Raw genomic sequence first — 23,121 nt, 5'->3', positions numbered from 1 at the left:
TGAATGTAATCCTTGTCGTTTCGGATGCTGGCAGCGCTGTGACAGTCTTGCGAGCCACCTCGTCCAAAGCAGCACGCCCCTATCGAACCGTCTGAGGAACCCAAAATGGTCCAGCTGTTGCGTGAACTGGATGAATACCAAACAGCCCTGCTTTTGCGTGATAGCAGGGAGATTTTGACACCCAAAGAGCTTTCCGCTGCCGACCTACGAGCGGAAGTCGAAATCCTTCTTAGGGGAGGAGAACCTACGAAGCGCCTTTCGGTCGCGAGAGCAGATGTCTTGGGAGTTCAAAGGAACCTACGGAGCTTGCTTGACCACGCCGAAAGGCTCGGTGGTCGAAGTGCGGTTGCCTTGGAGTACGCTTCAATTTCTGAGCGCGATCCAAAGGAGGTATACAAGCAAGACAAGCATCGCTATGCGAACCAGAAAATGATTGGTCCGCTTGAGTTGGGCACCAGGTTGAAGCTGGCAAAGGCCGCGTGTGCCATCATTCAGGCTTTCGATCCCGGGTTCAATGAAAGTGTCGCGATGCTGACCATCCTCGGCGCATCCTCGGTGTCTTACGTCAAGTTCAATATGGAGACGGAAGCCTTGCTTGATAGTGGCAAGGCGATTTCGGATGCCTGGCGGCAGATCGCTCGGGCGTTGGACGACGAGCTCGATTTGTCGGGGTGGTTTGCTCATCGCTCCGAGGTGATCGACGACGCAGCAGACCTGATCGCGGACCTCCTTGGCGTTGAAACGGCAGCTTGCATTCCCGACGATGCCCGCCTTGGTATGGCGGTCAAAGATTGCGTCGCTACTAGCCGGCTTTCCTCGCCTGAAGACGCGGACGAAGAAGACTACAATTTCTTCAGGCATCCGCATGATGAGGCACTGGCCCTCTCTGTGCCGCTTTACAGCTTCGCGCAATTGCGTGCCCCTGGCAGGTTGTGTTCCGACCCCAGCCATCCAAAATCTGGGATTAGAGTTCAAATCACCTTCTGGCGCGAAGTAGCGCTTCAGCTGCTGCCAGGGAATACCGGCGGAGTATTGCCATGCATTGCAGTCGCGCCAAAAGTTTCGGTGATTGGGGCCGGTGGTCGCCCGATTGCGCTGTCCACGCCTTTTACTCGACCGCTGGATGATCCATGCGTCGTCCCGCTACTATTGAGCAAAAGTGCTCACATATCGGTATTTCGGCCAGACGCTCCTCATTCCTTTGGGGATCAAGTCAGCGGGCTCGGGCTGTCAGGCCAAACAGTGTTTCAGACTGCGTGGATGGCATCCGCAGCAGTCGTGGCCATTGCTCTCCGAACGCTCGCAGACAAAGAACTTCGACCTGTCAGCGAAGCCGTCGCCGAACAGGGTGGCAAGAGCGACGCAGAACAATGTCACTTTGCACTTGGGACGGTGGGCAATGCCGTCGAGAGAGCCACGTTTGTCATCAACAGGGCCAATGGCCTAGGTGGCCTTTTGCGTGCCGACTTTTACCGGCGAGACGGCCTGCTTCGTAGACGTGGGATAGTAACGAACCATGCGCCATTGCCCTCACGCTTTCTCCGATCTTGGTACGTTGGCAAGTAGCGCTAGGACAGGGCTCCCCCTTCTGGGCGAGCGTAAGGGCAGTGGCAGGCTCCAAAGTCTCATGATACTTTCCGACGCTAGGCGAGATGGGGACTTGCTCCAGGTGCCAAAGAGACACCGGCAAAATCATCGTGGTCGATCCACCAGGCAACTTTGCGGTCACCAACTAGGGGATGGTCTGTTATCGCCCAGGCTCTAGAAAACCTGTCTAGTTGAAGCCGACTATCGTGGGACTTCTCCGCATGTCACGTATTTATCTCCCGAGCTTGGGTCCTGCTAGCTGGCAAGCGATGTTGGCCGATCCGACCAAGCATTGGCGGACCGGCTATTCCGCTCGAACACTGGCATACTGCTGGGAACAGGCGAATGGTCTTCCACCGGAGATCGCCCGGATGTTCGACCAACCGAGCGAACTCCTACTTGCTCTTCCTGAGCACAAGGTGCCGCTTGTCGGTGGCCAGCGCGACAGTCAGAGCGATATCTTCGCTTTGATACGCTTTGGGGAAGATACATCCGCCGTTGCCGTTGAAGGGAAAGTCAACGAACCCTTCGGTCCAACGGTCGGCGAATGGTTTGCAAACCCATCCGATGGCAAGCGCCTTCGCATGCGTCAAATCTGCGATCTGTTGGGTCTAGATGGCGTTCCTCCGCTAGACGTTCGCTATCAGCTGCTGCATCGGACGGCGTCAGCGCTGCTGGAGGCCAAGCGGTTCAAGACGGACGAAGCGGCGATGATCGTTCATTCTTTCTCTCCCGCGCGAATGTGGTTCGCTGACTTCGAACGGTTTGCGGGGCTTTTCGGTGTCGCGGCGCGACCAGATCAATCAGTCGCCTTCGTTTTGAATAGTGGACAGCGCCTCCGGCTCGGATGGGCGAGTGGAAATCCAGAGCATCTTTCCCAATGAAGGTCGTCCGTTTGGAACCAAGACGGTACACCTCAAAGCAGATGGGAGACGCATGTGAGATGGTCGTTGCAGCCGAATTGACGCTTGCCGGAGTTCCTGCGTTGAAGGTTCCCGACAACTGGCCCGGCTATGACGTCATCGCCCAGCCGGTCGGCCAAACGCCCCAGAGGGTCTCTGTAAAATCCCGGACCTTTAAGAGAGGACCGGCTTACGTCACGTATTATGATTTTCATCGGTTTGAGTGGCTTGCAATAGTCATTCTTCTGCCGGACCAACCGAACGGTAGGGCGATTTACATGATCCCAAGAGATGTTGCCGATACGCTCGCACGCCGCGATAAGCCGACCAGCAAAACAGCTGCGGAGCGCTATTTCTGCGTTGATCAGGTCGATGGAATTTTTCGACGCTTCCGCGCTAACTTCGCACTGAGCCCGCTGGGATCGCTGGAGGCGACCCCCTGATCACACGACCCCGTATGCGCAAGGCATCCGAGGTTGGTAAGAAAATTGTGTCGCTGGAGAATTACGAATGCGAATTTGGGAACACACATTGAGTGAATTGGTTGGCGACGTGGTGCCTGATGATGGCGGTCCAGACGGACCAAATGTTCCTCAGCCATTCATTCTAGCGAGCGTTGTGCCGATCACTCAAATTCCCGGGTTCGCAACGGCCCTTATTCAGGGAGGAAGTTCGTTTGCAAACCAAGCTCTCCTGGAATGGACCGAAGGCGAATGGCAGTGCGTCGGCAGCTACGTTGACGACACAATTCTCATCGACCAGCGTGTGCGAGGAAAGGGGCTTGCCGAGGAATTGGTGTTGCGTTGCGCAGAACATCGGAACGCCCTGCCTGTAACAACTGCGCTAACGGGTAGCGGCTATGGACTGCTCAAGAGGGTTCACCGTCTGGCCGTGCAAAGGGCCATAGAAGCGAATTTGGCGGTTCCTCAAAAGGTTTTGGAAGAGCACAACGATTGAAGTTGTCATCTGTAACTCGCGATAACACCCACTTATCACGACATATGACGGAGAGTTGGCGCCGGATATGATAGCTAGGTAATCCTACCCTCCCAACAAGGATCAGCCGTCGTGATGAGAATTGTTTCGGCAAGCGAACTCGTCACTTCTGACTTATATGTGGACGCGGTCTACGAGGGAGGTCGTTTCGGCAACGCAGCGGATGATCCACTGCCGCCTCTGCTTAGGGTCGATAGCCAAGGTGGGTTTCGGTATCGCGGCAAAGTAGCCGGGCGTTTGGAGATGCTCGTGCTGACGTCCAGCATGAGTGATCCGGACTGGCCGGACCATCTCGACAGGGAGACAGGCGTATTCACCTACTACGGTGACAACAAGAAACCGGGGCGCGAGCTTCATGACACCGGTCGCGATGGCAATCTCATCCTCCAACGCATTTTCACGGCTTCCCGCCAGGGAGCAGAGGGACGGGCTGCAGTGCCGCCCATCTTCCTGTTTGCGCGTGCCGGAACTAATCGCGACCAAATTTTTCTCGGACTCGCTGTGCCGGGGGCTTCGGATCTCGACGCCTCGGAGGAGCTGGTTGCTATCTGGCGCACGGCAGGCGGCAGCCGCTTCCAGAACTACAGAGCGCGGTTCACCGTGCTCGACGCAGCTGTAATTTCTCGCGCGTGGATCGATACGATTGTCTCAGGAAAACCTGATCAGAGTCTTGCACCAAAGGTATGGAGAAACTGGATTCGCACAGGACGGCGCGTGCCGCTTATTGCGAGCCGATCATTGGAATATCGAACTCGGGCCGAGCAGCTACCGAAGGACAACGAAGGTGAGGCGCTGATTGCGGTCGTCCGCGAGCATTTCGTGGATCATCCTCACTCGTTTGAATATTGCGCCGCAGCTATTGCACGATTCATGATGCCTGACATCGCGACGCTTGATGTGACACGCCCCTCTCGTGATGGTGGGCGCGATGCTGTAGGTCAGATGCGCATCGGATCGGGCCCCAGTGCCATCCTCGTTGACTTTGCCCTGGAAGCGAAGTGCTACACGCCGCCCAATGCGGTAAATGTCAGGGACGTATCTCGCCTGATTTCACGGCTCCGCCACCGCCAGTTCGGCATCCTTGTCACGACTTCCTGCGTCGATCTCCAGGCTTACAAAGAGATCAAGGAAGACGGCCATCCGATCGTCATCATTGCCGCGACTGACATTATTGAGCTTCTGAGGCGCAATGGACGCGGGGCGATCGATGCGGTGAGAACATGGCTTGCTGAAGAGTTTCCTCACGGCCGCGACCGCCTGACTGATCATCAGGAAGCGGCTTCGTCTGTCACCGTTGACTGAAGGAGACCTGCGCGCTCCACCGCAAGCAGGGCTTCTAGAGCCGGCTTAGCCTGCTTGACAGAGGGCTTTCTCTCCCATCCGCCGGCTGCATAGGTGGCAAGGGTTCGGCAGATGCCTGCCACTTTGTAGTGGATCACGCCATTCTTCTGCCCCTTCTCAGCCACTTCAAGCCACTGCGCGCTGCCGATTTTCATGCAGCGTTCAATGCGCTCGTAATCCGCAACAGAATGGGTTCCGATCGGCGCGAGAATGGTGCCTCCGTCCGTTTCCGAATAGGACAGTTCCGGCGGCAGCGGGTCGGATAGTGATGGTAGAGCCATCTGAATTTCCCTCCAGCATTCTTCCTTCTTGTACCATTCGCTGGGGTTTCGCTGCCCGGCGGAGAGGCGCATGGCCGCATCAATCTGCGGTGCCCACGCCTCGACCAGACTCTCAAGCTCCGCGCTGACCTGCTGACGCGACCACAATCGACCAAAATCGATCCGACCGGCAGTGCGATGGCTGAGACCGGCGACTACGTAGGCGGTGATCTGGGCTCCATAGGCCGGAAATCTCATGCTGCGTATTTTCTTTTCAACAGCGCGGTAGAGGATCGCAATGGCGACAAGCTTCTTGAACCAAGCCATATCAGGCGGAGGCGGAGGCTCGTCTTTCAGTCTCTGCATGAAATGCTGAAAGTTTTTCTGACCACCCAGGCATACCCGCTGCGGCAGACCGGACCAAGCCGTCAGGTAACGAGCAACATCTAGCTTGCTAAGCCGGCGATTTTTCGGCGTCTGCGCCTTGAAGGTCTGTTGTTCTGCCTTTCGATAGGCGGCCTTCTGTTCCGCCGCCAGATAGGAGCCGCGCGCCCGCTCAAAGAACCAGCGTCCACGACCGTCGTCGAGCCAAGTATTGTTGGCTAGCGTCTCGACCTGCTGATGGAACGGGTCGTTCGCGGAGAAATCGGCAAGCTGGACGGTGTTCTGGCGGTTTGCGGCCTTTGAGATGGATGCGACCATCTCGGCGAGATCTGCGCCGCCGACCTTGATGATCTTAACTGGGACGGCGACATTCGCGAGGCTGAGGCTTTCCTTCCGCCTGGCGCGATGCAGAGAGGCAGTTGTCTGCCCGCCATTGACGATCTGAAGTCCTCGAAGAGAGCGGATTTCGCAGGCGCCATGCTTGGCTTCCGAGACATCCAGGTCATCGACGGTGGCAACTATTCCGTTGTTGAAGGCGAGGAACATGGACGGCTGTTCAGCGATGGTCCGCCTGAGTTCCGCGTTTACGCTCTTGCGGCCCTGCAATCCCAGGAAGGCGCGAACATTCAATTCCAGGAGCTGCGCGCCATAGCGTTCGTACACTTTCGAAAGAACTTCTCCTGGCAGGACGGTAAGATAGGCATCGTACTCGCCCTCTTGGGTGGGCGCATGCAACGAAGGAACCGGTCCTCCGGTCAGAGCGACGAGATCGACAGATATGTCGGCGCGTGTCTGACCTTCTCCGAGGATCCTTTGCAGCCGCACGACATCGTAAGTCTCCTGCTCGATCTTCCGTCCGCGCCAGTCGCTGCTGGCAGCAAACTTCCCGACCACCGCATTGGTGAGGAGTACAATCCTGACGGTACCGATCTCGGAGGCTTTTGCTTCGATTAACCTCGCCAAGTCACTTGCATCGGTGTTGGAAGGCTCTAGCTGCGACGCAAGGCCGTCCATACAGGCTCCGGCAAAACGCAAAGCCCGCTCAAAAGCCTTCGATACGTCCGCCGCCGGCAGCTTTTCCGGCGGCAGATCGGCATGGAAGATGGTCGCAAAGAGATCGAGGTGCATGCGCTCTTCATCGAAAGCGTAGCCATCGATGCGATAGGCCGCGCCATTGCGAAGGCGACCCTCTTGGTAAAGGTCGAAAGTAGCCTCCAGATGTCCTGCTTCTTCAAGGCGCTCCAGGACCATCCGGGTGAAGACCTCTTCGGAGAACGGAACATCATCGGACAATCCATTGTCCACTTCGCGCAGGAGCTCTTCTGCGAACTTTTGGAGGGTCTCGTCGGTCATGCGGCCCTCCCAGCGAAGAATTCAATCGCCGTCCGCGTGTCGGTCGCGAAGGGTTCAATGGCACGACGATCAAGCTGATAGACCGCTTCCACAACCGCGGCCGGGGCAATGGCCCGTGATAGTCGAGGGAAGTCTTCCTGCACTCTGTAGGTATCCATTCCGCGCAGCTTAAAGCGCAACGACGTCCTGGCAGATGCGTCGTCGGGCATGAGCCCGCGCCTGAGCAGTGCATTGGCGAAGTCGCGGCGGGACGCTTCATCCGGCAGACGATCTTCTATATCTCCGAGAAGGCTATCGAGCGTCCTGCCATCAGCAGCTTCAATTAGGCGAACATGGACCAGATCAAGACTATTGAGCCCGGCAGGCTCAAGCTGGTCGAGAGAGGAAATACGCAACCTGGTAGTCGGCCCGACGCTCGTCTTGACCTCCAGCGCGCGGCCTTCCCTGAGGAAATCGTGGAGACCATCCGCAGGGGCTTCCCAGCAGGTCTGGAGACCATTCTCGATGGCGACAAGCTGTTCCATGATCATGAGTTCGCCGACGAGTCCGATCGTCTCCTCGCGGGAAAGGCCGTCACGTCGATCTCGCAGAAAGTGCCTCCAGGCATCCAGACGCGCAACAAATTGAGCGAGGGCCTGCGATCTGCCTGCCTGGGCCGCCGCAGCGACGACATCTGAGCAGATTGTTGCAAAGAGGTCGCGCCTGTTGCCGTCCTCTAAGGAGAGGACGAGAAAGGGTTGCCCGTCATGGGGTACCGAGCTGAGCCTCATTCCTCCCAGCTCGAACAAGGCGTCCGGTTCGGCCGAGGTTTCGAGCATTAGGCATGGTGCGCTGTCGACTGCCCGCATCCCTGCCAGGATGTCGAGAGAAACCTCGGTGGAAATCAGCTTCGTTCGAAACTGACGGGCCACGGGGGCAGTCTGCGCCAGCTCGTCCCAGGCGTCATTGAGCGCATTCAGCCAGGCGGTCATGACTCCTCACGCTGCTGAACGCTATTGATTAGATATACACGCTTATCGGCGGCATCACTGTCCGGGAAACTGACGACAACGCTGATGACAGGACGCTCCGTCGGTTCTACCCCTGCCCGATCAGGATCGATCGGGTAGACAATCAGAAGGCCGTTCTGTGGGCGTGCGCCCCGGACCTTGCGTATGAACTCACCGGACGGAACATCAGTCGGTAGCTTGCTGCGTGACTGTCTCTCCCTGTTTGTCCAGGTCAGTGCGTCGTCGAATTCAGCGTCGGTAAGATCAATCGACTGGTCCAGCGGACTGAGCGTCGTGCCGATGATGAATCGGTCGTCCGGCAACGACTTTCCGTTTCTAGGCTTTCTTGGTGTGCGGAGAATGCACTTGAGACGTCGCCCAGCGATCTCAACTTCCTTCTCGCTGCCTGTGGCAAGGAAGACGGTCCAGGTCGTAAGCTCAGGTGGGTTCATGGCAAGCTGAGCGGTGATAAAAGCCGAGAGCTTCTTGCCATCGACTTGCTGGCTTTCCGGCGGGAACGTCAGATTCTTCAGGTATTCAGAAATGTCTCGCCCAGCCACACCGGTCCAGAGGGTGCCATCGGCCGCCTTGGTATCAGGTCCCGGGCGGCGTGGACGATCCGTTCCACTGCCCAGGCTGCGGATGAAATCGTCGGTTACTGCGGCGTTGCGTTCTATGATCTRCTGCTCGCGGAACATGACCGTCTGCACCTTGCCTTCGCCGGCATAGCTGCTCTGATGCAGCTCGGCGTGACGCTGCTTGTTTTTCGCGGTCACCTCAAGGATGTCGTGAACCGCGACCTTCAGGCCAAAGTCCTTCGGCGTGGCATCCATCTGAGCCATTTCAAAGAACTGGGCGCGCAGCTCCTTTTGGGCGGTGGCGACATAGCGGAACCAGTCTTCCATGTCCGGGGTGGTGAACAGTCGGCAAAGATCGGCAAAGCCACGGCGATACCCGAACCAGCGCCCCATTTGCAGCAGGCTGTCATACTGACGCGATATGCGTAGGAAGTAGCTGACAGATAGTCCCTCCAGTGTAAGTCCGCGGGAGAGCTTGTCGCCGCCGACCGCAACGACGGAATAGCCCCTGTCCCTATACGCGTCGTAGTCGATGTCCGCCTTGGTCTTCCCGTTGGCCGTGATGACCTGGATCTTGTCGGAACTATCGGGGAGGAGCGCGCGAACCTGATCCCACGTCACTGAGATTGTATTCCGACCATAGACTGTCGGCTTGACGGCCTCTGTCGTTGGGAGATATTCGGACTCCCATACAGTTCGGAGGCGTTCAAGGGTCGCGCGGTCGCCATTTGAGATCATTGCACGCGTTTCGTGCAAATATTTCTCAACCTGACGATGTACCTCTGTGTGAACGTCGACAAAGCGCGAGACGTGAACAAGCATCGAATTGTGTTCGCGCTCCTGACCTCTTGCGGCGCGGGCCGCACATGTCAGTAGAAAGGTGTCGATGGCCTTCTCGAGGCTTGGCGGAATGATGTCCTGACCGTTGAAGCGCGGCTTCAGATACTTGTCGTGCTTCTCCGGTATCCAGCGTTCGCCGGTCTGGTCGAGAGGGCGAACAAGTGGCAGGCCGGGGTTGTCCGCGTCATCATTTGTGCCAAATACTGCGGCAGGACCAAAGTAGTCGTCTGGGGGCGTCAACGAGACAACAAAGGTGGATGGGAAAAGGTCAGGGCCATAGTCCTTGGCTTTCCGTTCATCGTGAATGAAAATGTTTGCAAACGGAGTTGCCGTGTAGCCGACATAGACGCGCCGATCGAACTTCATCAGCAGTCGTCTGATTTCCCCGTTCACTCGCTTTGGATCGTAGTCTTCCTCAAACGTTCCGTCCTCAAGAAGCGGCTGGTCACCTGTGTCAACTGAAGCCTGGTCCGCCTCATCGTCAATCACAAGAACAGGCGCCGCCTTTGCCGGTGCGGGCAGGCGGGCGATCCAGTTGTTCAGGTGTTTGAGAACGGTGGCGTTTTTCTTGACTACGAAGACGCAAGGTTGATTGACGGGCGAGAAGCTGAGCTGGTCCGCAACCCTTTGATTGAAGTCCCCATTCACGTCAGCCATCGTCAGGCTGTCCACAGTAAGCTGTGCGTTGAAGTTACCCACACCAATGATACGCAGAGGCTGATTGGGCTGGCGGGTCTTGGGGTTCGTATCGTAGCCGAGAAAGTCCTGATCGAAACGCTTCTGTGTCTGCAGGCGGAGAATTTTGTGCATGCCCGCCAGCACGATGATGATGCGGTAGCCAGCGTCAGCAGCGCGGTTGACGACACCTGCATAGCTGGCCGTCTTTCCTGACTGGACATCGCCGACGACGAGGCCGCGCCAGTCCCAGCTTCCCGGACGCTGAGGGTCGTCCATGACCTCGAGGATTCTGGCGGTGCTATCCTGGAGCTGCTGGATGGACATTTCTGGCCATCCATCCTCCTCCAGCTTGTAGAGGTATCGTTGCATGAACGGTCCAGGCTGTCGCCGCTCGCCGACATACCAAGCTGCCGGGCGCTCCTTGTCCTGAAGGGCAAGCGCCGGCCCTTGCTCAGTAACCAAGATGGTCCAGAGCAAGCGTGTAGCATCTTCTATCTGCTCTGAACCGATGGTCTGCCTAGTTGCAAGGCTGAAAATCGGTGCATCGAGTTCGACGATTCTCGCGATGGCCGCACGGTCGATCTGATCACCGGCATCCTTCTGTATCTGCAGGATTTTTCTTGCTCTAAGAGCTAGCGCTTCAACCACATCCGTCATTGTTATCCCCCCAGCTTCCGCACAAGTTCCGATCTCAGTTTCGTCAGATCTCCTGGAAGATTGAAAAGAAGCGTGTCGAGGCGCTGATCGAGTGTCAGGTTCTCTGGAAGCGCCTTCCCGAGTTCGGACAGCTGATCGCTCAGCTGAGCGATGTCATTGGCGTCGAGCGTAGGCACTTCGGCGCCTTCAGACTCGGATACGTCGAGCCATATGCGCTCCACTGGGACACTTCGCTCGATAATTGAGAGGACGGCATTCAGGGGGCGGTGGCCGCCTGTTTCTGCCTCACGGCAGGCGAGGATGACCGGATGGTCTCGATTGATCCGGTACCGAATCCCTTTAGGACCTTCCGTCGCCAGCCATACAGCTGGCGCAGTATGCGGGGCGCCATGCATGCGCGGACCCTGACCACGAAAAGCGAACACCTCACGTGCTTCGGCCCGACATCGTCCGGCAATGGCGGTCAGGCGCGGCCGGAGTGCGCCTGGGGGGCGTGCCTGAGATTTGCGCACGTCTATGCGCCAGTCGCGATCCAGCTCGGTCGGAAGATCAACTTCAATGCGCGCCAGACGGCTCGCCTCATCACGCGTCCATGTGCGAACGCCACCGAGTCCGAGCCAGCTGCCGGCGACGAGAAGGCGCTTTCCCCTGTAGACGTAAAACCCCTGCCGCGCTCCCCAGCCGCCCGGGCCGCCTGCTGCTTCATATTCGGCATCGTTAGCGAAGCGGTCACGGTGCGGGAGAACATAAGGTTTGATAGTAAGAGCCGCGCCTGCATGCCGGATACGCTCATAGGGCATTTCGCGTGTTGCGGGATGGGTAGTCTGAAAAGGGTCCCAGCCTCTGACCGGCCGCCCATTGAGTGCAATCGAAAGCCGTGTCGCATCGCCGCCTATGAAGCGGTGAAAAACCATGCCGAGGTGAGCGCGGATTTCCTCAAGCCGGAGGAAGAAGGCCTCTTTTTGCAGACCCACGAGACCGCTCAGGGCATCCATTCGGTCGATCATGACGACCGTACCCTGCTCGACCGTCAGCGCGCGCTGAACGAAAGGATGATCAGGCAGCGGGTCCGGTATCTCAGCAATCCAGCCCGATCTCGAGACAACATCGACGTCCAGGGAGAGAGACGACGTCACGCCTTCGCGTCTCGTGACAACCGTCACTCGCCGACCTTGAGAGAGGGAAGCTGTTTTCAGCCCGAGACCGAAGCGTCCGAGGTCGGATTTATCGCGCTCTGCCGATGGTCCGATGCCACCCAGCCGCATAGCGGCTACAAGTGTTTCGTAATCCATGCCGTGGCCGTCATCCAGCACGGTAGCAATGGGATTGCCAGCATTCCATTGCAGATCAAGTTCGATCCGGCTTGCCTCAGCTGAAATGCTGTTATCGACGAGATCAGCGAGGGCGGTTTCAGGCGCATAGCCCAGCCCTCTCAGGGCTTCGACTAGCGCGGATGCGGACGGCGTGATCTCGACAGTCAAGGGCGCCATGGCGTCAAGCTGCCCGTCGTCTGTCGATCCCTGTTGCACCGCTCGCCGCTCTTCTGAGTTGTTTTCGCAGGATGCGCGCCACTGCGAGTCCAAGAAGCGGAGGTACGGCATTTCCTATCTGGCGGAACGCTGCATTCATCGCGCCCGCAAAAGCGAACCCGTCAGGAAAGGATTGAAGCCGAGCCGCCTCGCGGACCGAAATCGTCCTGGCCTGCCTGCCGTCGAAATGGATATGGGAATAAGTGTCTTTGCCCATATGGGCAGTAAGCGTGCGAGACGGTTTGTCGGGGTCCAGCTTCCACCACTTGTTGGGAAACTTCTCAGGGTCATACGGTGGCACCATGCGGCCACGAAGGTCCTCATAGGCCGCTGATCCGCTTGAGCGTTGCGAAAGACCGTGTTCGGCGAGAGCATCGAGGAACATCTCTTCAGCTAGCCTTCTTGCCTGCGGATAATCTGCTCCGGGCTTCATTGCGGCAAAGATTGGGAAGTCGCGCGGTGTCAGCCTGACCAGATGCCCGCCGGTTCCATTGTCGGTTCTGAACCCCGGCCAGCCGCGCATCAGCTTCGCGTAGGCAGAAAGCCCGCTCTTCGGCGTATGATAGGGCAACGCATCTGATATCTTGCGTCGCCGCATGGTGCGAGGATCTGTCTGATGTTCTTTTATCAGCGGCAGGTCGTGCAATGCTCTGCCCACGCTAATCGCCGGCGGCAGCTCGTCCGATGGCGTGACAATCTCGCGAAACCGCCCGCTATTCCGATCGACATGTTTCAGTGCAACCCGCCTCGATCCTTCGTAACCGCGAGGCAGGTCAAGGAAATGCGTCGGCTCCGGGAAAGCGGGCTTTTCGTTTATCACATCGGCCAGCGCAATGATGAAGAGGCGTTCGCGTACCTGAGGAACACCGAAGTAGGCAGCGTTGAGGATCGTGTAGCCTGTTCGATATCCGGCTTCTTCGAGTGTTTCGCAGATTTCCTCGGGTACGTTGTGACCGCCGAAGTTTAGGATGTCTGGAACGTTCTCAATGATAATCGCCAGCGGCTGGGTGTCGTGCACGAAGTTCAGAAAGCACCTATAGAGCGAAGCGCGTGGGTCCTTCTGAAAAGCGTCCTCCATGCCGGCGACGGATCGCAGCTTTGAGCGCCCGATACGCGCAAAAGCCTGACAAGGAAGTCCAGCGGCCAGGACATCGAACGACTCGTCGGGACTAGTAGACATGGCGAGGTCATTGACCAGTCTGCTGGCTGAACACCCCTCCATATCGCGGGGTCTCGCCCATGCGTCATCGCTAGGGCGGCCCTGGCCGAAATTGACCGCGTAGGTCTTGGCCGCTTCGGGATCGACTTCAATGTGGGCGGATAGCTCGAACCCGGCGGCCTTCATGCCGAGAGAAAGCCCGCCTGCGCCCGAACAGATTTCAAGCAGACGGGGGCGCGCTCCACCCCCCAGACGGGCCAGCTTTCGCTGCCGAATCAGTCGCTTGTTCTCCAAATTCATTGTCCAAATATGCTTTAAGCGTCCGGCTCAGGCTATCGAAATCTGAGGCTTGGCATTCCCATATTACGACTACACGCCAACCAAGGCGCTCAAGCTCCTCCGCCACTCGCTTATCTCGAGTTAAGTTGCGTTCAAATTTGCTCTGCCAGAAATTGACATTTGATTTCGGAACATATGAAAGACGGCAGTCTTTATGCCGGTGCCAGAAGCAACCATGAACAAAGACAGCTATCTTGCGCGACGAAAATACGAGGTCGGGGACTCCTGGAAGATCTCGGCGGTTCAGTCTGTAACGATAACCCAGTTGCCAACATGCCTTCCTGACCGCAAGCTCAGGTGCAGTTCCTCTGGTGCGGATTTTACTCATCATTCGCGAGCGAACGTTCGGCGGTACGATGTCCATGTGGTATTTGCCCCAGCCGCGTGGCCGGTTGCAAGCGCTACTGAGGCTCTATGCGCCAGACAGTGCGCTAGCGCCGTGTAGCATCGCCAAGCACGCGCTTGCGGAAGCGAAGCTTGCGCGCGATGTTACCCTCATGAGAAATCTTGTCATTGTGCTGACGGTCACGCTGGTCCGGATCGTGCCGCCGAGCATAGATCCCAGCAGTGTCCAAGGTCTATGAGAACGCGATGGCTGGCGTTGACAAGTTTGGCTTCCGCATCGGCTCGAAACGCTCGATTGCAGCCAGCCTGTATGAGCGGGGTGCGACGCAAGTCGAGATGGTCGCCGCGACAGGTACGACGCAATACAACATGCTGAAAGATGCCGAGCGGCGCGGGCATCGTGTTGTTTTCAACGGCGACCGCTATTGGCTCGTTGCTGCCACGGTTAGCGTAAGTACTGCGGGACCCGACCCCGCGAGGCTAAGGCAGCAAAGATCGCCTGAAGCCGCGCCACGGCCTTCTGTTAGGCGAGCAACGCGGGTGGACGGCGACCAAGTGGTTCCCGCCGAGCCGGCAGTCGTGAGCATCCTCGGCTGGCATGGCGACGAGTCGCCGGAAGACATCGTTGCCCGGAAGTCGGAGGATATTGCTAGGGCGGGAATGACGCTCTGGGTCATTCAGTCATGGAAGGCGAAGACCGACGCGGTGCAGGCGTTCGGCCGCAGCCATCCCGGCCCGGTGGTCTACTTCATTGCAGGCGGAGCCATTCCGACAGGGACCGCCCAAACCGCCGTCGAGATGTCCGAAGATAAGCGGACATGGATCCCATTGCCTCGCGGCATCGGCAAGGTGACGGGCAGGTTGAACGGCGCGACCGGGCTTGTTCTGGACCGGCTTGCCCCGTGCTCCGGCACGTCGATCGATCTATGGCAGTTCTCCGAACATCCGGCCAGGCAGCCGTTAAGGTTCATGCAGGGCGCTTCTACAGCTTGCGCGGTGCCACCAGGCGGAGCAATTGGCGGCATGGTCGATCGCCATCGCCATGTCCTGGCGATGGGCCGGTTGGTAGCGCCGTTCGCCGTCTACCTGCGCTAGCGCGGCGCTCGTTCACTTATCAAGCACTAGCCCAGAGCGAGGCTCGACACCTGCTTCGGCTGGATGCCACCGGCCGGTGTCGCACCCAACTCCGAACTCCTATATGCTTTAGCTCAGCGCATGGAGGCAGTCTTGGTGGAGCGTAGTGGGAAGACGGCGTATCCGAAGATTGGGGTTTGGTACGACGCTGAAAAGGGTGACATCCATCTTAGCATCGATGGCTATGGTCTTTCGACCGTGAATGCCAACGCCGCCAGTGACAGAGGCAATCCGCACCTATTCAATAAATTGGCAAAGGCTCTCCGCGACAGTGGCAAGCCTCACCCGACGCTTATGGAGGACCGGACCGTTGCCGGCCGGACCTAAAGGCCAAAAGCGCCGCCTCGTCATTCTCGCCGCCGGTTTGGTAGCGCCGGCTTTGGCGATCCTGACAGGCGTCGCAGTCTCATCCGAAACCCTTTACGTCCCAGTGGTCCATGTACTCGCTGTAGATGGAAGTTATCACCGGTTCCCGCTCAAAGGCACTGAGAAAGGGATGGGACGTATTGAATGCGACCTCCGCAAGGAGGCGTGGTTAGACCATTTCGGTGATGGTATCGCCGTCGCCAAAAACGAACTCGCGAAGACCGGGCAGCAAGGAGGCATGACCATCACCTGCGAACCTTTGAACGGGAGCTAGTGACGGCAGCCCGTGTCGGCAAATAGCCACTTCCTGCCCCTCCCTTTCGGACAGAAAGGGACGGCCAACAGGCCCGATAGTCAAGCGGAAGGAGCTGACTTCCTTGGCAAAAATCCGAAGGGCTAACTCGACAGTTGCGATGACACGATGCCCCCCCGGGGTAGGGTGCCTTATTGCGACTAGGGGGCAGCTGTGAGGAAAGTTAATCTCTGATGTTTCAACTTGCTATAGGCATGAACCGGCCAAGTCAGCCAAGCTCTTCGAGTACGGAGAAGTCAATGTCGCTCTCGTGCCAGTTTCCGATGTCATCCATAAACTCGTTGAAGATGAACCTATTTAACACCGCGACCGTTTCGCCCCTGACAAATGCTCGACTGTGATCCACCCCGCTCGATCCTTTCACCTTGGTCCAAGCTTGCTGGCTTGCGTACCATTGGTTTTCATAATCTCGTGCAACAGCTTCCAGTTCCGTTTTGTTGAAGGCAAGGCTGTTTTCAAGTTTTCCAAGAAGTCTCTCCCGGAAGCGGTCGAACCTCTTTCCAGCTGGCCTAACGTGGGTTCTTCCTTTTGCGTCGGCGCTAACCCGATAGCCCAGATGCTCAACGCCATCCTTGATATGCCTAGTTGAATGCTGATGGAGCTCAAGTGGTCCGGCAGGATGGCTTTTCAGCCGATGGGTCAGGGCCTCAAGACCTGCTTCAAGCTCCGACTGGGAGCGCGCACCTAGCAGCACGTCGTCAAGATGACTACCAAATGCCACTTCCCGTTTCCCCAGCACCTGCTGGAGTTCCCGCCCCAAGACCGTGCGCGCTATTTGTGGAGCGCATACGTCGCCCTGTATAAGACCCTGCCGGACCTTTTTGAGCATCGACCTTATAGATTCCATAGGCCATGGATATCCATCAGGCAGATCATGATCATTGGCATGCTCTATGGTCACCTCGGAAAGCGTGACGCCATATTGTTTGTCAATGAACCTGATTGGGGTCGCCGGCGGCACGAACACAAGGTTCTCGATTGTCCACTGTGAAAATGGAAATCCCGCCAGATGACCCGGTCTCAGGGACGGAAAGAAGTCGCGGATGTCGAGGCTAACCCAAAAGGAGAAACCTTGTCCGACCGCATTTTTTAGATCTTCGAAGAACCGGACTTCGCCGCCAAGCCCTCGAACAGTGCTGTCATGGGGGCTGTCGCCGATTTCAACGAGCAGGATGTCACGGAGAATGAGTTGCTGGGCCTTGCGTCGCGTGCCGGACATACCAAGCGGTCTCCACGAGCCGGGCTTGGACGGATGCGGCTTGATCACAAGAGGTTCGTGAAAAGCGGTATCGAGCGTCAGTTCTTCGGCCAGTTTTACCAGTGTCTCGAACGAAATCGGGTTATTGATCTTTTGAGTGGCACGCACAACAGAAACGAGCCTGGCGGAATAGCTGGTCATCACTCGTTCGCGTGCGCAGTGAATTTGCTTGAATGGCTTCGATGAGACGGCATTACCCAGAATGCGGAGCTTGGTGCGATACCCGTCGAGCGCCTTTTCGAAATGCTTCAGATGTTGATCCGTAAGAATGCCGCCGGGGTGCGATTTAGCCCAGTTGCCGTTGATTGATCTGCGATGCGCGATCGCTGCGGACGCATCGCTTACAACGTGTTCGATCCTCTGTTTCACAATCACTCCGGCGTTCGCTTGGTGCAATCAATTGCACTGGTTCAACCCTGGCCTTTGATCTTTGCCAGCACCCCGATGAGTAGTCGCTCAATGTTGCTCAGCCGCTGCTCAGTCGCATCTAGACGGCGCGCGTCTGCAGCAGACGATTGATGGAGCTCGAGAAGAATATCGAGTTCGACGCGCTCCTCTGCTTTTATTGCGGAACGCTCATCATCTTCTCGTAGGCTCTTCCCCAGGCGAGAAACAATCTCGGCGTTCATGCTTCTGCCATTTGACCGCGCAAGGCTTGCGATCGCGTCCCGCATCCCGTCCGGTAGTCGCAGTAAGAATTTGTGCAGGCCATCGCTCGGAAAACCGCCCGATGGATCATCATTTGATATCATATTGATACATCGATCTTGTCTTTTTGATATTGTTTCGATATCTTCATCGATAAATATCGGAGGTGTCAACTATGAATCATCACAACGTTGCGCGAATTTGCGTCCGACTGCCGCACGACGTGAAGGGGTGGTTGGAGGAACAGGCGCACCAAAACCTGAGTTCGCAGACCAGCGAAATCGTTCGAGCCATTCGCGAGCGGATGGGACGCGACCTTTCGATTGGCGGCGCGAATCGCCTGTCAAGGCGGCCGGTCGTGGACAGTTGACTACTCCTCGTTGATGCCTTCAGCGACAGAAGGAGCGTCAGGTTTACGTTGCGTTCGAGCACTGAGACAATGCAGCTTATTCAGCACAACAAGGGTGCCTCATTGTGGGCCGAACAACCGACCGGCAAAAAGCCGATACGGCTTCGTATCATAAGGGCCGCTCGGTATGTGGAAGGGTTCTTGCGCGAGCAATCGCGTACAATAGCTGAGGCCGGGATCGTCGACTTGGCACGCGCTCTTGCGCGCAAGGCCGCGCGAGAGGACCATACCAATCTCACGCGGAGTTAGGACTGTTCATGCGTCGTGCCGCCATCTATGCACGCTTCTCAACTGACCTCCAGAATGAGCGATCCATAGACGATCAGATCGAGCTTTGCAGAGGCTATGCGGCGCGCGAGAACCTTAATATCGTAAGGGTATATTCTGATGCTGCCCGCTCCGGAGCATCGATGCACGGACGTGACGGTCTATTGAACCTCTTGGCGGATGCCAAACAGGGTAGGTTCGAGGCGGTTGTTGTGGAGGCGCTGGACCGTATTAGTCGCGACATGGAAAACCTTGCAGGCATCCATAAGCGCCTGTCGTTTATCGGCGTCGAAATCAAAGCCGTCAACGAAGGTCAGGTAAACACTGTCCTCGTTGGCCTTCGAGGCTTGATAGGCCAACTATACCGCGAGGATAATGCTCACAAGGTTCGTAGGGGCCTTGCCGGTCGCGTCAAAGCGGGACTGTCAGGCGGGGGTCAATCGTACGGCTATGAGCCAGATCCGCTGAACAAGGGCAGGCTGACTATCGTCCCGGAAGAGGCTGAGATCATTTGTCGTATCTTTGAGAGTTATGATGCCGGTCAGTCGCCACGCGCCATCGCCCATGGGCTGAATGCTGGAGGGATACCGCCTCCACGTGGGAGCAAGTGGAACGCGTCTACGATCAATGGCAGCGCAATGCGAGGCTACGGCATCCTGCGCAACCCCCTATACAATGGAATGATCGTCTGGAACCGGGTCCGCATGATTAAAGACCCGGAGACAGGTAACCGAGTGTCGCGCACTAACCCGCCCGACCAATGGGCGGTCACGGCGGTTCCCGAATATCGCATCGTCCAAGAAGACTTGTTTCAGCGTGTCCAGCGCACGAAGAAGGACAAGGCTGGCGAAGCTCCCGGCAGGCAGCAGAAGCCGAAGCGGCTGCTCTCTGGCTTGTTGCGCTGTGGAGCTTGTGGTTCAGGCATGAGCGTGTTTGGAAAAGACAGATCAGGCCGAGTTCGTATTCGCTGTTCCGCACACCGAGAAAGCGGTAGTTGCCCCGATCCCAAGAGCTTCTACCTCGATGTCGTGGAAGATATCGTCGTCAACAGCCTTCTTCGCAATCTGCGCGATCCGGAAGTCGTGGCCGCCTATGTCGAGGAGTATCAGGCCGAACGGAAGCGCCTTGCTGCCGAGACAATCAATCGGACATCAGCAATCCAGCGGCTGATCGCAGTCCAGCAGCGCGAGATCGAGCGGATCGTGGACGCCGTCGCGAAGGGGCATATGGAGGCCGAGGAGATCGGTGATCGGATTAAGATCGCCAAGGCCAAGCGTAACCAGCTGAACGAAGAACTCGAAAACGTCGCCCCCACCAATAACGTCGTGATCCTCCATCCTACGGCCTTGAAGCGTTTCCAGGAGCAGATGCTGGAGCTTCGTGAGGCTCTCGGGGGCGATTTCACCAGCTACGATGTCAGAGGCGCTTCAGCCCTGCGGAGCATCATCAGGACGATCACAGTCTTACGAGACATAGGAAAAAAGGGTGGTGTCCGGGTCGAAGTCGAAGGGCACCTCAACGCCCTTCTGACATCTGATGCTCCTGACTTTCTCTCGTCAGAGACGAGCAAAATAGTGCGCTCAACGCGAGCAAGTCAGACAGACATCCTATCGGGGGGGAAGGTGGTAGCGGGAGAGGGACTTGAACCCCCGACCCCAGGATTATGATTCCCGTGCTCTAACCAACTGAGCTACCCCGCCAGGGCGGCGAAAGGCCCGAAATCCGCCTTAAATCGAAAGGCATGTCGAGGCGTTCGCCAAGGTCGCGCGGATATAAGGTTGGGAGGGCAAGCCTGTCAAGCTTCCAGGCGACTGGCATGGCGGCATATTCGCGTGTCGCCGAAAAGCTTTGCCGGGCAGACATTTGAGTCCGGAGCCTGTTCCATCCCGACTAGGTCGGGATGGGGCTCTAGTCTTTTGTTTGAGCATGATCTTTTTCCGAAAACCGGTTCCCACTTTTCGGGATCATGCTCTGGCCACCGGGGTTGAGTTCGGCGGGGCACGTCGCTATGTCTCGGCCTGGAAATTCTAGAGTTTGAAACAAATGAAACCGCGCATCGCAGTCCTCGGTTGCGGATACTGGGGCAGCAACCACATCCGCACCCTCAAGGCGCTTGGCGCGCTGCATGCGGTCTCGGACCTCAACAGCGCCCGCGCGGAAGGTTTTGCCAGCGAGCAGGATTGCCTGGCGATCGAGCCCGAGCAGCTGTTTGTCCGCGACGACATCGACGCCATCATCATGGCGCTGCCGCCGCAGTTCCATGCCGACATGGCGGTGCGCGCCGTCGAAGGCGGCAAGGACGTGCTGGTGGAAAAGCCGATCGCGCTGACGGTGGCCGATGCCGAGCGCGCGGTGCAAGCGGCGAAAGACAATGGCCGCGTCTTCATGGTCGGCCATGTGCTGCGCTTTCATCCCGCCTTCGAGACGCTGAAGGCGCTGATCGACAATGGCGAGCTCGGCGAGGTGCGCTACATCCACTCGCACCGGCTCGGGCTCGGCAAGTTCCACACCGAGAACGACGCGCTGTGGGATCTGGCGCCGCACGATCTGTCGATGATCCTGGCCATCACCGGCACGGAGCCGATCGAGGTGCGCGGCGAGGGTGCAGCGCTGCTCGACAATCTCAGCGACTTCGCGCATCTGCACATGCGCTTTCCCAACGGCCTGCGCAGCCATCTCTTCACCTCGCGGCTCAATCCCTATCGCGAGCGGCGGCTGACGGTGGTCGGCACCAAGGCGATGGCGGTGTTCGACGATGTCGAGCCATGGGAGCGCAAGCTCGCCGTCTACCGTCACGCCGTGTGGCAGGACAGCGGCCAGTGGGCGTTTACCGCCAACGAACCATCCTATGTGGCGGTTGCGCAAGGCATGCCGCTGACGCGCGAGCTGGAGCATTTCATCCAGTGCATCGAGACGCGGGCCGAACCGCGCACCAGCGGTGAAGAAGCCATCAGGGTGCTGCGCATCCTGACCGCGGGCACGGTCACCCACACCAAATCCGGTACCTGAAGAAAAGTGCTGCCGTTTACTCTGCGGGGATCTGCGCCGGGCGGGCGGCCAGCCGCGTCAGCATGGCCTCGGCCTCGGCGCCACGCTCCGAACGTTCGATGAAGCCGCCACCAAAGACGCGGGCTTCGTTGCCGTCGTCGGAATAGAGCACGCAGGCCTGGCCGGGCGCGATGCCGGACTCGCCATCGGCCAACTCGACAAAGGTGCTGCCGGCTCGGTGATGCAGCACGGCCGGGCGCGGCGGGCGCGTCGAGCGGACCTTGGCGAACAACTCAAGCCCGGCTGCCGGTATGTCCGACAGCGAAGTGTCGCCCAGCCAGTTCATGTTGCGCAGATAGATCTTGTGCGTCTCCAGCGCTTCGCGCGGACCAACGATGACGCGGGCCCGGTCGGCGTCGAGATGGACGACATAGAGCGGCTCGCCTGAGGCGATGCCGATGCCGCGCCGCTGGCCGATCGTATAGCGCAAGATGCCCTCATGGCGGCCCAGCACGCGACCGTCAATGTGGACGATGTCGCCCGGATTGGCGGCGGACGGCCTCAGCTTGGCGATGATGTCGGAATATTTGCCCTGTGGCACGAAACAGATGTCCTGGCTGTCCTGCTTGGCGGCGACGGTCAACCCCATCTCCTCGGCAATGGCGCGAACCTGTGGCTTCGACAGGCCGCCGAGCGGAAAGCGCAGATAGTCGATCTGCGCCTGGGTGGTGGCGAACAGGAAATAGCTCTGGTCGCGATCGGCATCGACCGGCCGATACAGCGCGCGATGCGCGCCGTTGGCGCCGGAGCGGATGTAGTGGCCGGTGGCCAGCGCATCGGCGCCAAGCTCCTTGGCGGTCGCCAGAAGATCGGCGAACTTGACGGTCTGGTTGCACGAAACGCAAGGGATCGGCGTTTCGCCGGCGACATAGCTCTCGGCGAAGGGATCGATGACCGCCTTGCGGAAGCGCTCCTCGTAATCGAGCACATAGTGCGGGATGCCCAGCGTCTCAGAGACACGGCGGGCGTCGTCGATGTCCTGGCCGGCGCAGCACGAACCGGCCCGGTGCGTCGCCGCGCCATGGTCATAGAGCTGCAGCGTGACGCCGACGACATCATAACCTTCGCGCTTCAGCAGGCCGGCGACGACCGATGAATCGACGCCGCCCGACATGGCGACGACGATGCGGGTGTTTTGCGGGCTTGCGGGGAGATCGAGGCTGTTCATGGTTCTTTCGTTCTGCACGGCGCTTGCATGCCAATGGCGCGAATATAGGTCAAGCTCCCCGGGTGCGCCAGCTTTGAGCGCCAGCCGATTTTGCGATCAAATTCCGCGCTTGCCGGCGAGTGTTTCAAATGCCGACGAAAAGACTAACGCGGCGTTCATGATCCTTACCTAGTCATTAGGGTCTGCTTAGGCAATTTTTAAAGCTGTGGCGGTAATGTGGTGGGGATTGGGTCTTTGAGTTTTTTGTAGAGAGTACGATGACCGATCTGGTTAGACCGCGAGTCAAATATGTTATCGGGCCTGACGGCAGCCCCCTTACGATTGCCGATCTGCCGCCGACGAACACTCGGCGCTGGGTTATTCGGCGCAAGGCGGAGGTGGTGGCGGCTGTTCGTGGCGGGCTTTTGAGCCTCGATGAGGCATGCCAGCGCTACAAGCTTACCACCGAGGAATTCCTGTCCTGGCAGGCGTCGATCGACGAATACGGCCTTGCCGGGCTGCGCACGACGCGCATCCAGCAATACCGGCATTAGGGCCGGCTTGAACACGAAAAAGGGCGCGGCGATCCGCGCC

19 protein-coding genes, 1 tRNA gene and 1 pseudogene are annotated in these 23,121 nt (G+C 58.2%); 10 read left to right on the top strand and 11 right to left on the bottom strand.

Features of this window, described 5'->3' with window-relative positions; translation table 11 throughout:
• The first annotated feature begins 105 nt into the window (after positions 1–105).
• The 5 genes from AC1DVW_RS11315 to AC1DVW_RS11295 all read left to right on the top strand — a co-directional run bounded on the left by AC1DVW_RS11315 (position 106) and on the right by AC1DVW_RS11295 (position 4,787).
• Entirely contained in the window at positions 106–1,566 is a 1,461-nt protein-coding gene (locus tag AC1DVW_RS11315) for a hypothetical protein (protein ID WP_477323096.1), read from the top strand.
• 242 nt (positions 1,567–1,808) lie between these two features.
• On the top strand, positions 1,809–2,471 hold the full coding sequence (locus AC1DVW_RS11310) for a DUF6946 family protein (protein ID WP_477323094.1): 663 nt from the start codon (positions 1,809–1,811) through the stop codon (positions 2,469–2,471).
• A gap of 59 nt (positions 2,472–2,530) precedes the next feature.
• A complete protein-coding gene (locus AC1DVW_RS11305; RefSeq protein ID WP_477323092.1) occupies positions 2,531–2,932 on the top strand; it encodes a hypothetical protein in 402 nt (133 codons plus the stop codon).
• Positions 2,933–2,999: 67 nt separating this feature from the next.
• Positions 3,000–3,446 (top strand): hypothetical protein, encoded by a 447-nt coding sequence (locus AC1DVW_RS11300; protein ID WP_477323090.1) that lies wholly within the window; start codon positions 3,000–3,002, stop codon positions 3,444–3,446.
• 114 nt (positions 3,447–3,560) lie between these two features.
• Positions 3,561–4,787, top strand: coding sequence for a restriction endonuclease (locus AC1DVW_RS11295; RefSeq protein WP_477323331.1), 1,227 nt, complete (start codon positions 3,561–3,563; stop codon positions 4,785–4,787).
• Here the strand turns inward: AC1DVW_RS11295 and AC1DVW_RS11290 are convergent.
• The 6 genes from AC1DVW_RS11290 to AC1DVW_RS11265 are packed head-to-tail and all read right to left on the bottom strand — an operon-like array spanning position 4,754 to position 13,956.
• Positions 4,754–6,823: an AIPR family protein gene (locus AC1DVW_RS11290; RefSeq protein WP_477323089.1), complete on the bottom strand. Its 2,070-nt coding sequence runs from the start codon at positions 6,821–6,823 to the stop codon at positions 4,754–4,756. The two genes, AC1DVW_RS11295 and AC1DVW_RS11290, sit on opposite strands and share 34 nt — an antisense overlap.
• Complete coding sequence (locus tag AC1DVW_RS11285; RefSeq protein ID WP_477323088.1) at positions 6,820–7,794, bottom strand: PD-(D/E)XK motif protein; 975 nt, start codon at positions 7,792–7,794, stop codon at positions 6,820–6,822. The genes AC1DVW_RS11290 and AC1DVW_RS11285 overlap by 4 nt, the downstream gene beginning before the upstream one ends.
• A complete protein-coding gene (locus AC1DVW_RS11280) occupies positions 7,791–10,565 on the bottom strand; it encodes a Z1 domain-containing protein (protein WP_477323086.1) in 2,775 nt (924 codons plus the stop codon). The genes AC1DVW_RS11285 and AC1DVW_RS11280 overlap by 4 nt, the downstream gene beginning before the upstream one ends.
• 2 nt (positions 10,566–10,567) lie before the next feature.
• Positions 10,568–12,046: an ATP-binding protein gene (locus tag AC1DVW_RS11275; protein WP_477323085.1), complete on the bottom strand. Its 1,479-nt coding sequence runs from the start codon at positions 12,044–12,046 to the stop codon at positions 10,568–10,570.
• A gap of 13 nt (positions 12,047–12,059) precedes the next feature.
• On the bottom strand, positions 12,060–13,553 hold the full coding sequence (locus AC1DVW_RS11270; protein ID WP_477323084.1) for a DNA cytosine methyltransferase: 1,494 nt from the start codon (positions 13,551–13,553) through the stop codon (positions 12,060–12,062).
• Entirely contained in the window at positions 13,474–13,956 is a 483-nt protein-coding gene (locus AC1DVW_RS11265) for a very short patch repair endonuclease (protein ID WP_477323082.1), read from the bottom strand. The genes AC1DVW_RS11270 and AC1DVW_RS11265 overlap by 80 nt, the downstream gene beginning before the upstream one ends.
• A 203-nt stretch (positions 13,957–14,159) precedes the next feature.
• Between AC1DVW_RS11265 and AC1DVW_RS11260 the strand changes: the two genes are divergently transcribed.
• Both AC1DVW_RS11260 and AC1DVW_RS11255 read left to right on the top strand, forming a co-directional pair.
• Complete coding sequence (locus AC1DVW_RS11260; RefSeq protein ID WP_477323081.1) at positions 14,160–15,032, top strand: hypothetical protein; 873 nt, start codon at positions 14,160–14,162, stop codon at positions 15,030–15,032.
• 349 nt (positions 15,033–15,381) lie between these two features.
• On the top strand, positions 15,382–15,711 hold the full coding sequence (locus AC1DVW_RS11255) for a hypothetical protein (protein ID WP_477323079.1): 330 nt from the start codon (positions 15,382–15,384) through the stop codon (positions 15,709–15,711).
• Positions 15,712–15,958: 247 nt separating this feature from the next.
• On the opposite strand, the gene AC1DVW_RS11250 is transcribed toward AC1DVW_RS11255, so the two are convergent.
• On the bottom strand, positions 15,959–17,377 hold the full coding sequence (locus AC1DVW_RS11250; RefSeq protein ID WP_477323078.1) for an RNA-dependent RNA polymerase family protein: 1,419 nt from the start codon (positions 17,375–17,377) through the stop codon (positions 15,959–15,961).
• A 41-nt stretch (positions 17,378–17,418) separates the two neighbouring features.
• Positions 17,419–17,760 carry an Arc family DNA-binding protein gene (locus tag AC1DVW_RS11245; RefSeq protein ID WP_477323329.1) on the bottom strand — a complete coding sequence of 114 codons (342 nt, stop codon included), beginning with the start codon at positions 17,758–17,760 and terminating at the stop codon, positions 17,419–17,421.
• Between the two features lie 562 nt (positions 17,761–18,322).
• Between AC1DVW_RS11245 and AC1DVW_RS11240 the strand changes: the two are divergent.
• Positions 18,323–19,375 (top strand): annotated as a pseudogene (locus AC1DVW_RS11240) (recombinase family protein); the annotation flags it as partial.
• A 108-nt stretch (positions 19,376–19,483) separates the two neighbouring features.
• Here the strand turns inward: AC1DVW_RS11240 and AC1DVW_RS11235 are convergent.
• On the bottom strand, positions 19,484–19,669 hold the full coding sequence (locus tag AC1DVW_RS11235; protein WP_477323077.1) for a hypothetical protein: 186 nt from the start codon (positions 19,667–19,669) through the stop codon (positions 19,484–19,486).
• Between the two features lie 286 nt (positions 19,670–19,955).
• Positions 19,956–20,032, bottom strand: a tRNA-Met gene (locus AC1DVW_RS11230).
• A 343-nt stretch (positions 20,033–20,375) separates the two neighbouring features.
• Here AC1DVW_RS11230 and AC1DVW_RS11225 point away from each other — a divergent pair.
• On the top strand, positions 20,376–21,341 hold the full coding sequence (locus tag AC1DVW_RS11225; protein ID WP_477323076.1) for a Gfo/Idh/MocA family protein: 966 nt from the start codon (positions 20,376–20,378) through the stop codon (positions 21,339–21,341).
• A 16-nt stretch (positions 21,342–21,357) separates the two neighbouring features.
• On the opposite strand, the gene mnmA is transcribed toward AC1DVW_RS11225, so the two are convergent.
• On the bottom strand, positions 21,358–22,548 hold the full coding sequence (mnmA, locus tag AC1DVW_RS11220; RefSeq protein ID WP_477272912.1) for a tRNA 2-thiouridine(34) synthase MnmA: 1,191 nt from the start codon (positions 22,546–22,548) through the stop codon (positions 21,358–21,360).
• A 257-nt stretch (positions 22,549–22,805) separates the two neighbouring features.
• Between mnmA and sciP the strand changes: the two genes are divergently transcribed.
• Positions 22,806–23,081 carry a CtrA inhibitor SciP gene (gene sciP / locus AC1DVW_RS11215; protein WP_013529904.1) on the top strand — a complete coding sequence of 92 codons (276 nt, stop codon included), beginning with the start codon at positions 22,806–22,808 and terminating at the stop codon, positions 23,079–23,081.
• Positions 23,082–23,121: the final 40 nt, after the last annotated feature.

The organism is Mesorhizobium sp. P3_B5 (assembly GCF_056402815.1).
This window is presented reverse-complemented; position numbering and strand designations above follow the sequence as displayed.

Coding starts and splice junctions, on each gene's coding strand:
- AC1DVW_RS11305 (WP_477323092.1), top strand. CDS start 2,531: ATGGTCGTTGCAGCCGAATTGACGCTTGCCGGAGTTCCTGCGTTGAAG.
- AC1DVW_RS11290 (WP_477323089.1), bottom strand. CDS start 6,823: ATGACCGACGAGACCCTCCAAAAGTTCGCAGAAGAGCTCCTGCGCGAA.
- AC1DVW_RS11315 (WP_477323096.1), top strand. CDS start 106: ATGGTCCAGCTGTTGCGTGAACTGGATGAATACCAAACAGCCCTGCTT.
- AC1DVW_RS11245 (WP_477323329.1), bottom strand. CDS start 17,760: ATGATATCAAATGATGATCCATCGGGCGGTTTTCCGAGCGATGGCCTG.
- AC1DVW_RS11310 (WP_477323094.1), top strand. CDS start 1,809: ATGTCACGTATTTATCTCCCGAGCTTGGGTCCTGCTAGCTGGCAAGCG.
- AC1DVW_RS11295 (WP_477323331.1), top strand. CDS start 3,561: ATGAGAATTGTTTCGGCAAGCGAACTCGTCACTTCTGACTTATATGTG.
- AC1DVW_RS11235 (WP_477323077.1), bottom strand. CDS start 19,669: ATGGAGGATCACGACGTTATTGGTGGGGGCGACGTTTTCGAGTTCTTC.
- AC1DVW_RS11270 (WP_477323084.1), bottom strand. CDS start 13,553: ATGAATTTGGAGAACAAGCGACTGATTCGGCAGCGAAAGCTGGCCCGT.
- AC1DVW_RS11265 (WP_477323082.1), bottom strand. CDS start 13,956: ATGGACATCGTACCGCCGAACGTTCGCTCGCGAATGATGAGTAAAATC.
- mnmA (WP_477272912.1), bottom strand. CDS start 22,548: ATGAACAGCCTCGATCTCCCCGCAAGCCCGCAAAACACCCGCATCGTC.
- sciP (WP_013529904.1), top strand. CDS start 22,806: ATGACCGATCTGGTTAGACCGCGAGTCAAATATGTTATCGGGCCTGAC.
- AC1DVW_RS11225 (WP_477323076.1), top strand. CDS start 20,376: ATGAAACCGCGCATCGCAGTCCTCGGTTGCGGATACTGGGGCAGCAAC.
- AC1DVW_RS11285 (WP_477323088.1), bottom strand. CDS start 7,794: ATGACCGCCTGGCTGAATGCGCTCAATGACGCCTGGGACGAGCTGGCG.
- AC1DVW_RS11300 (WP_477323090.1), top strand. CDS start 3,000: ATGCGAATTTGGGAACACACATTGAGTGAATTGGTTGGCGACGTGGTG.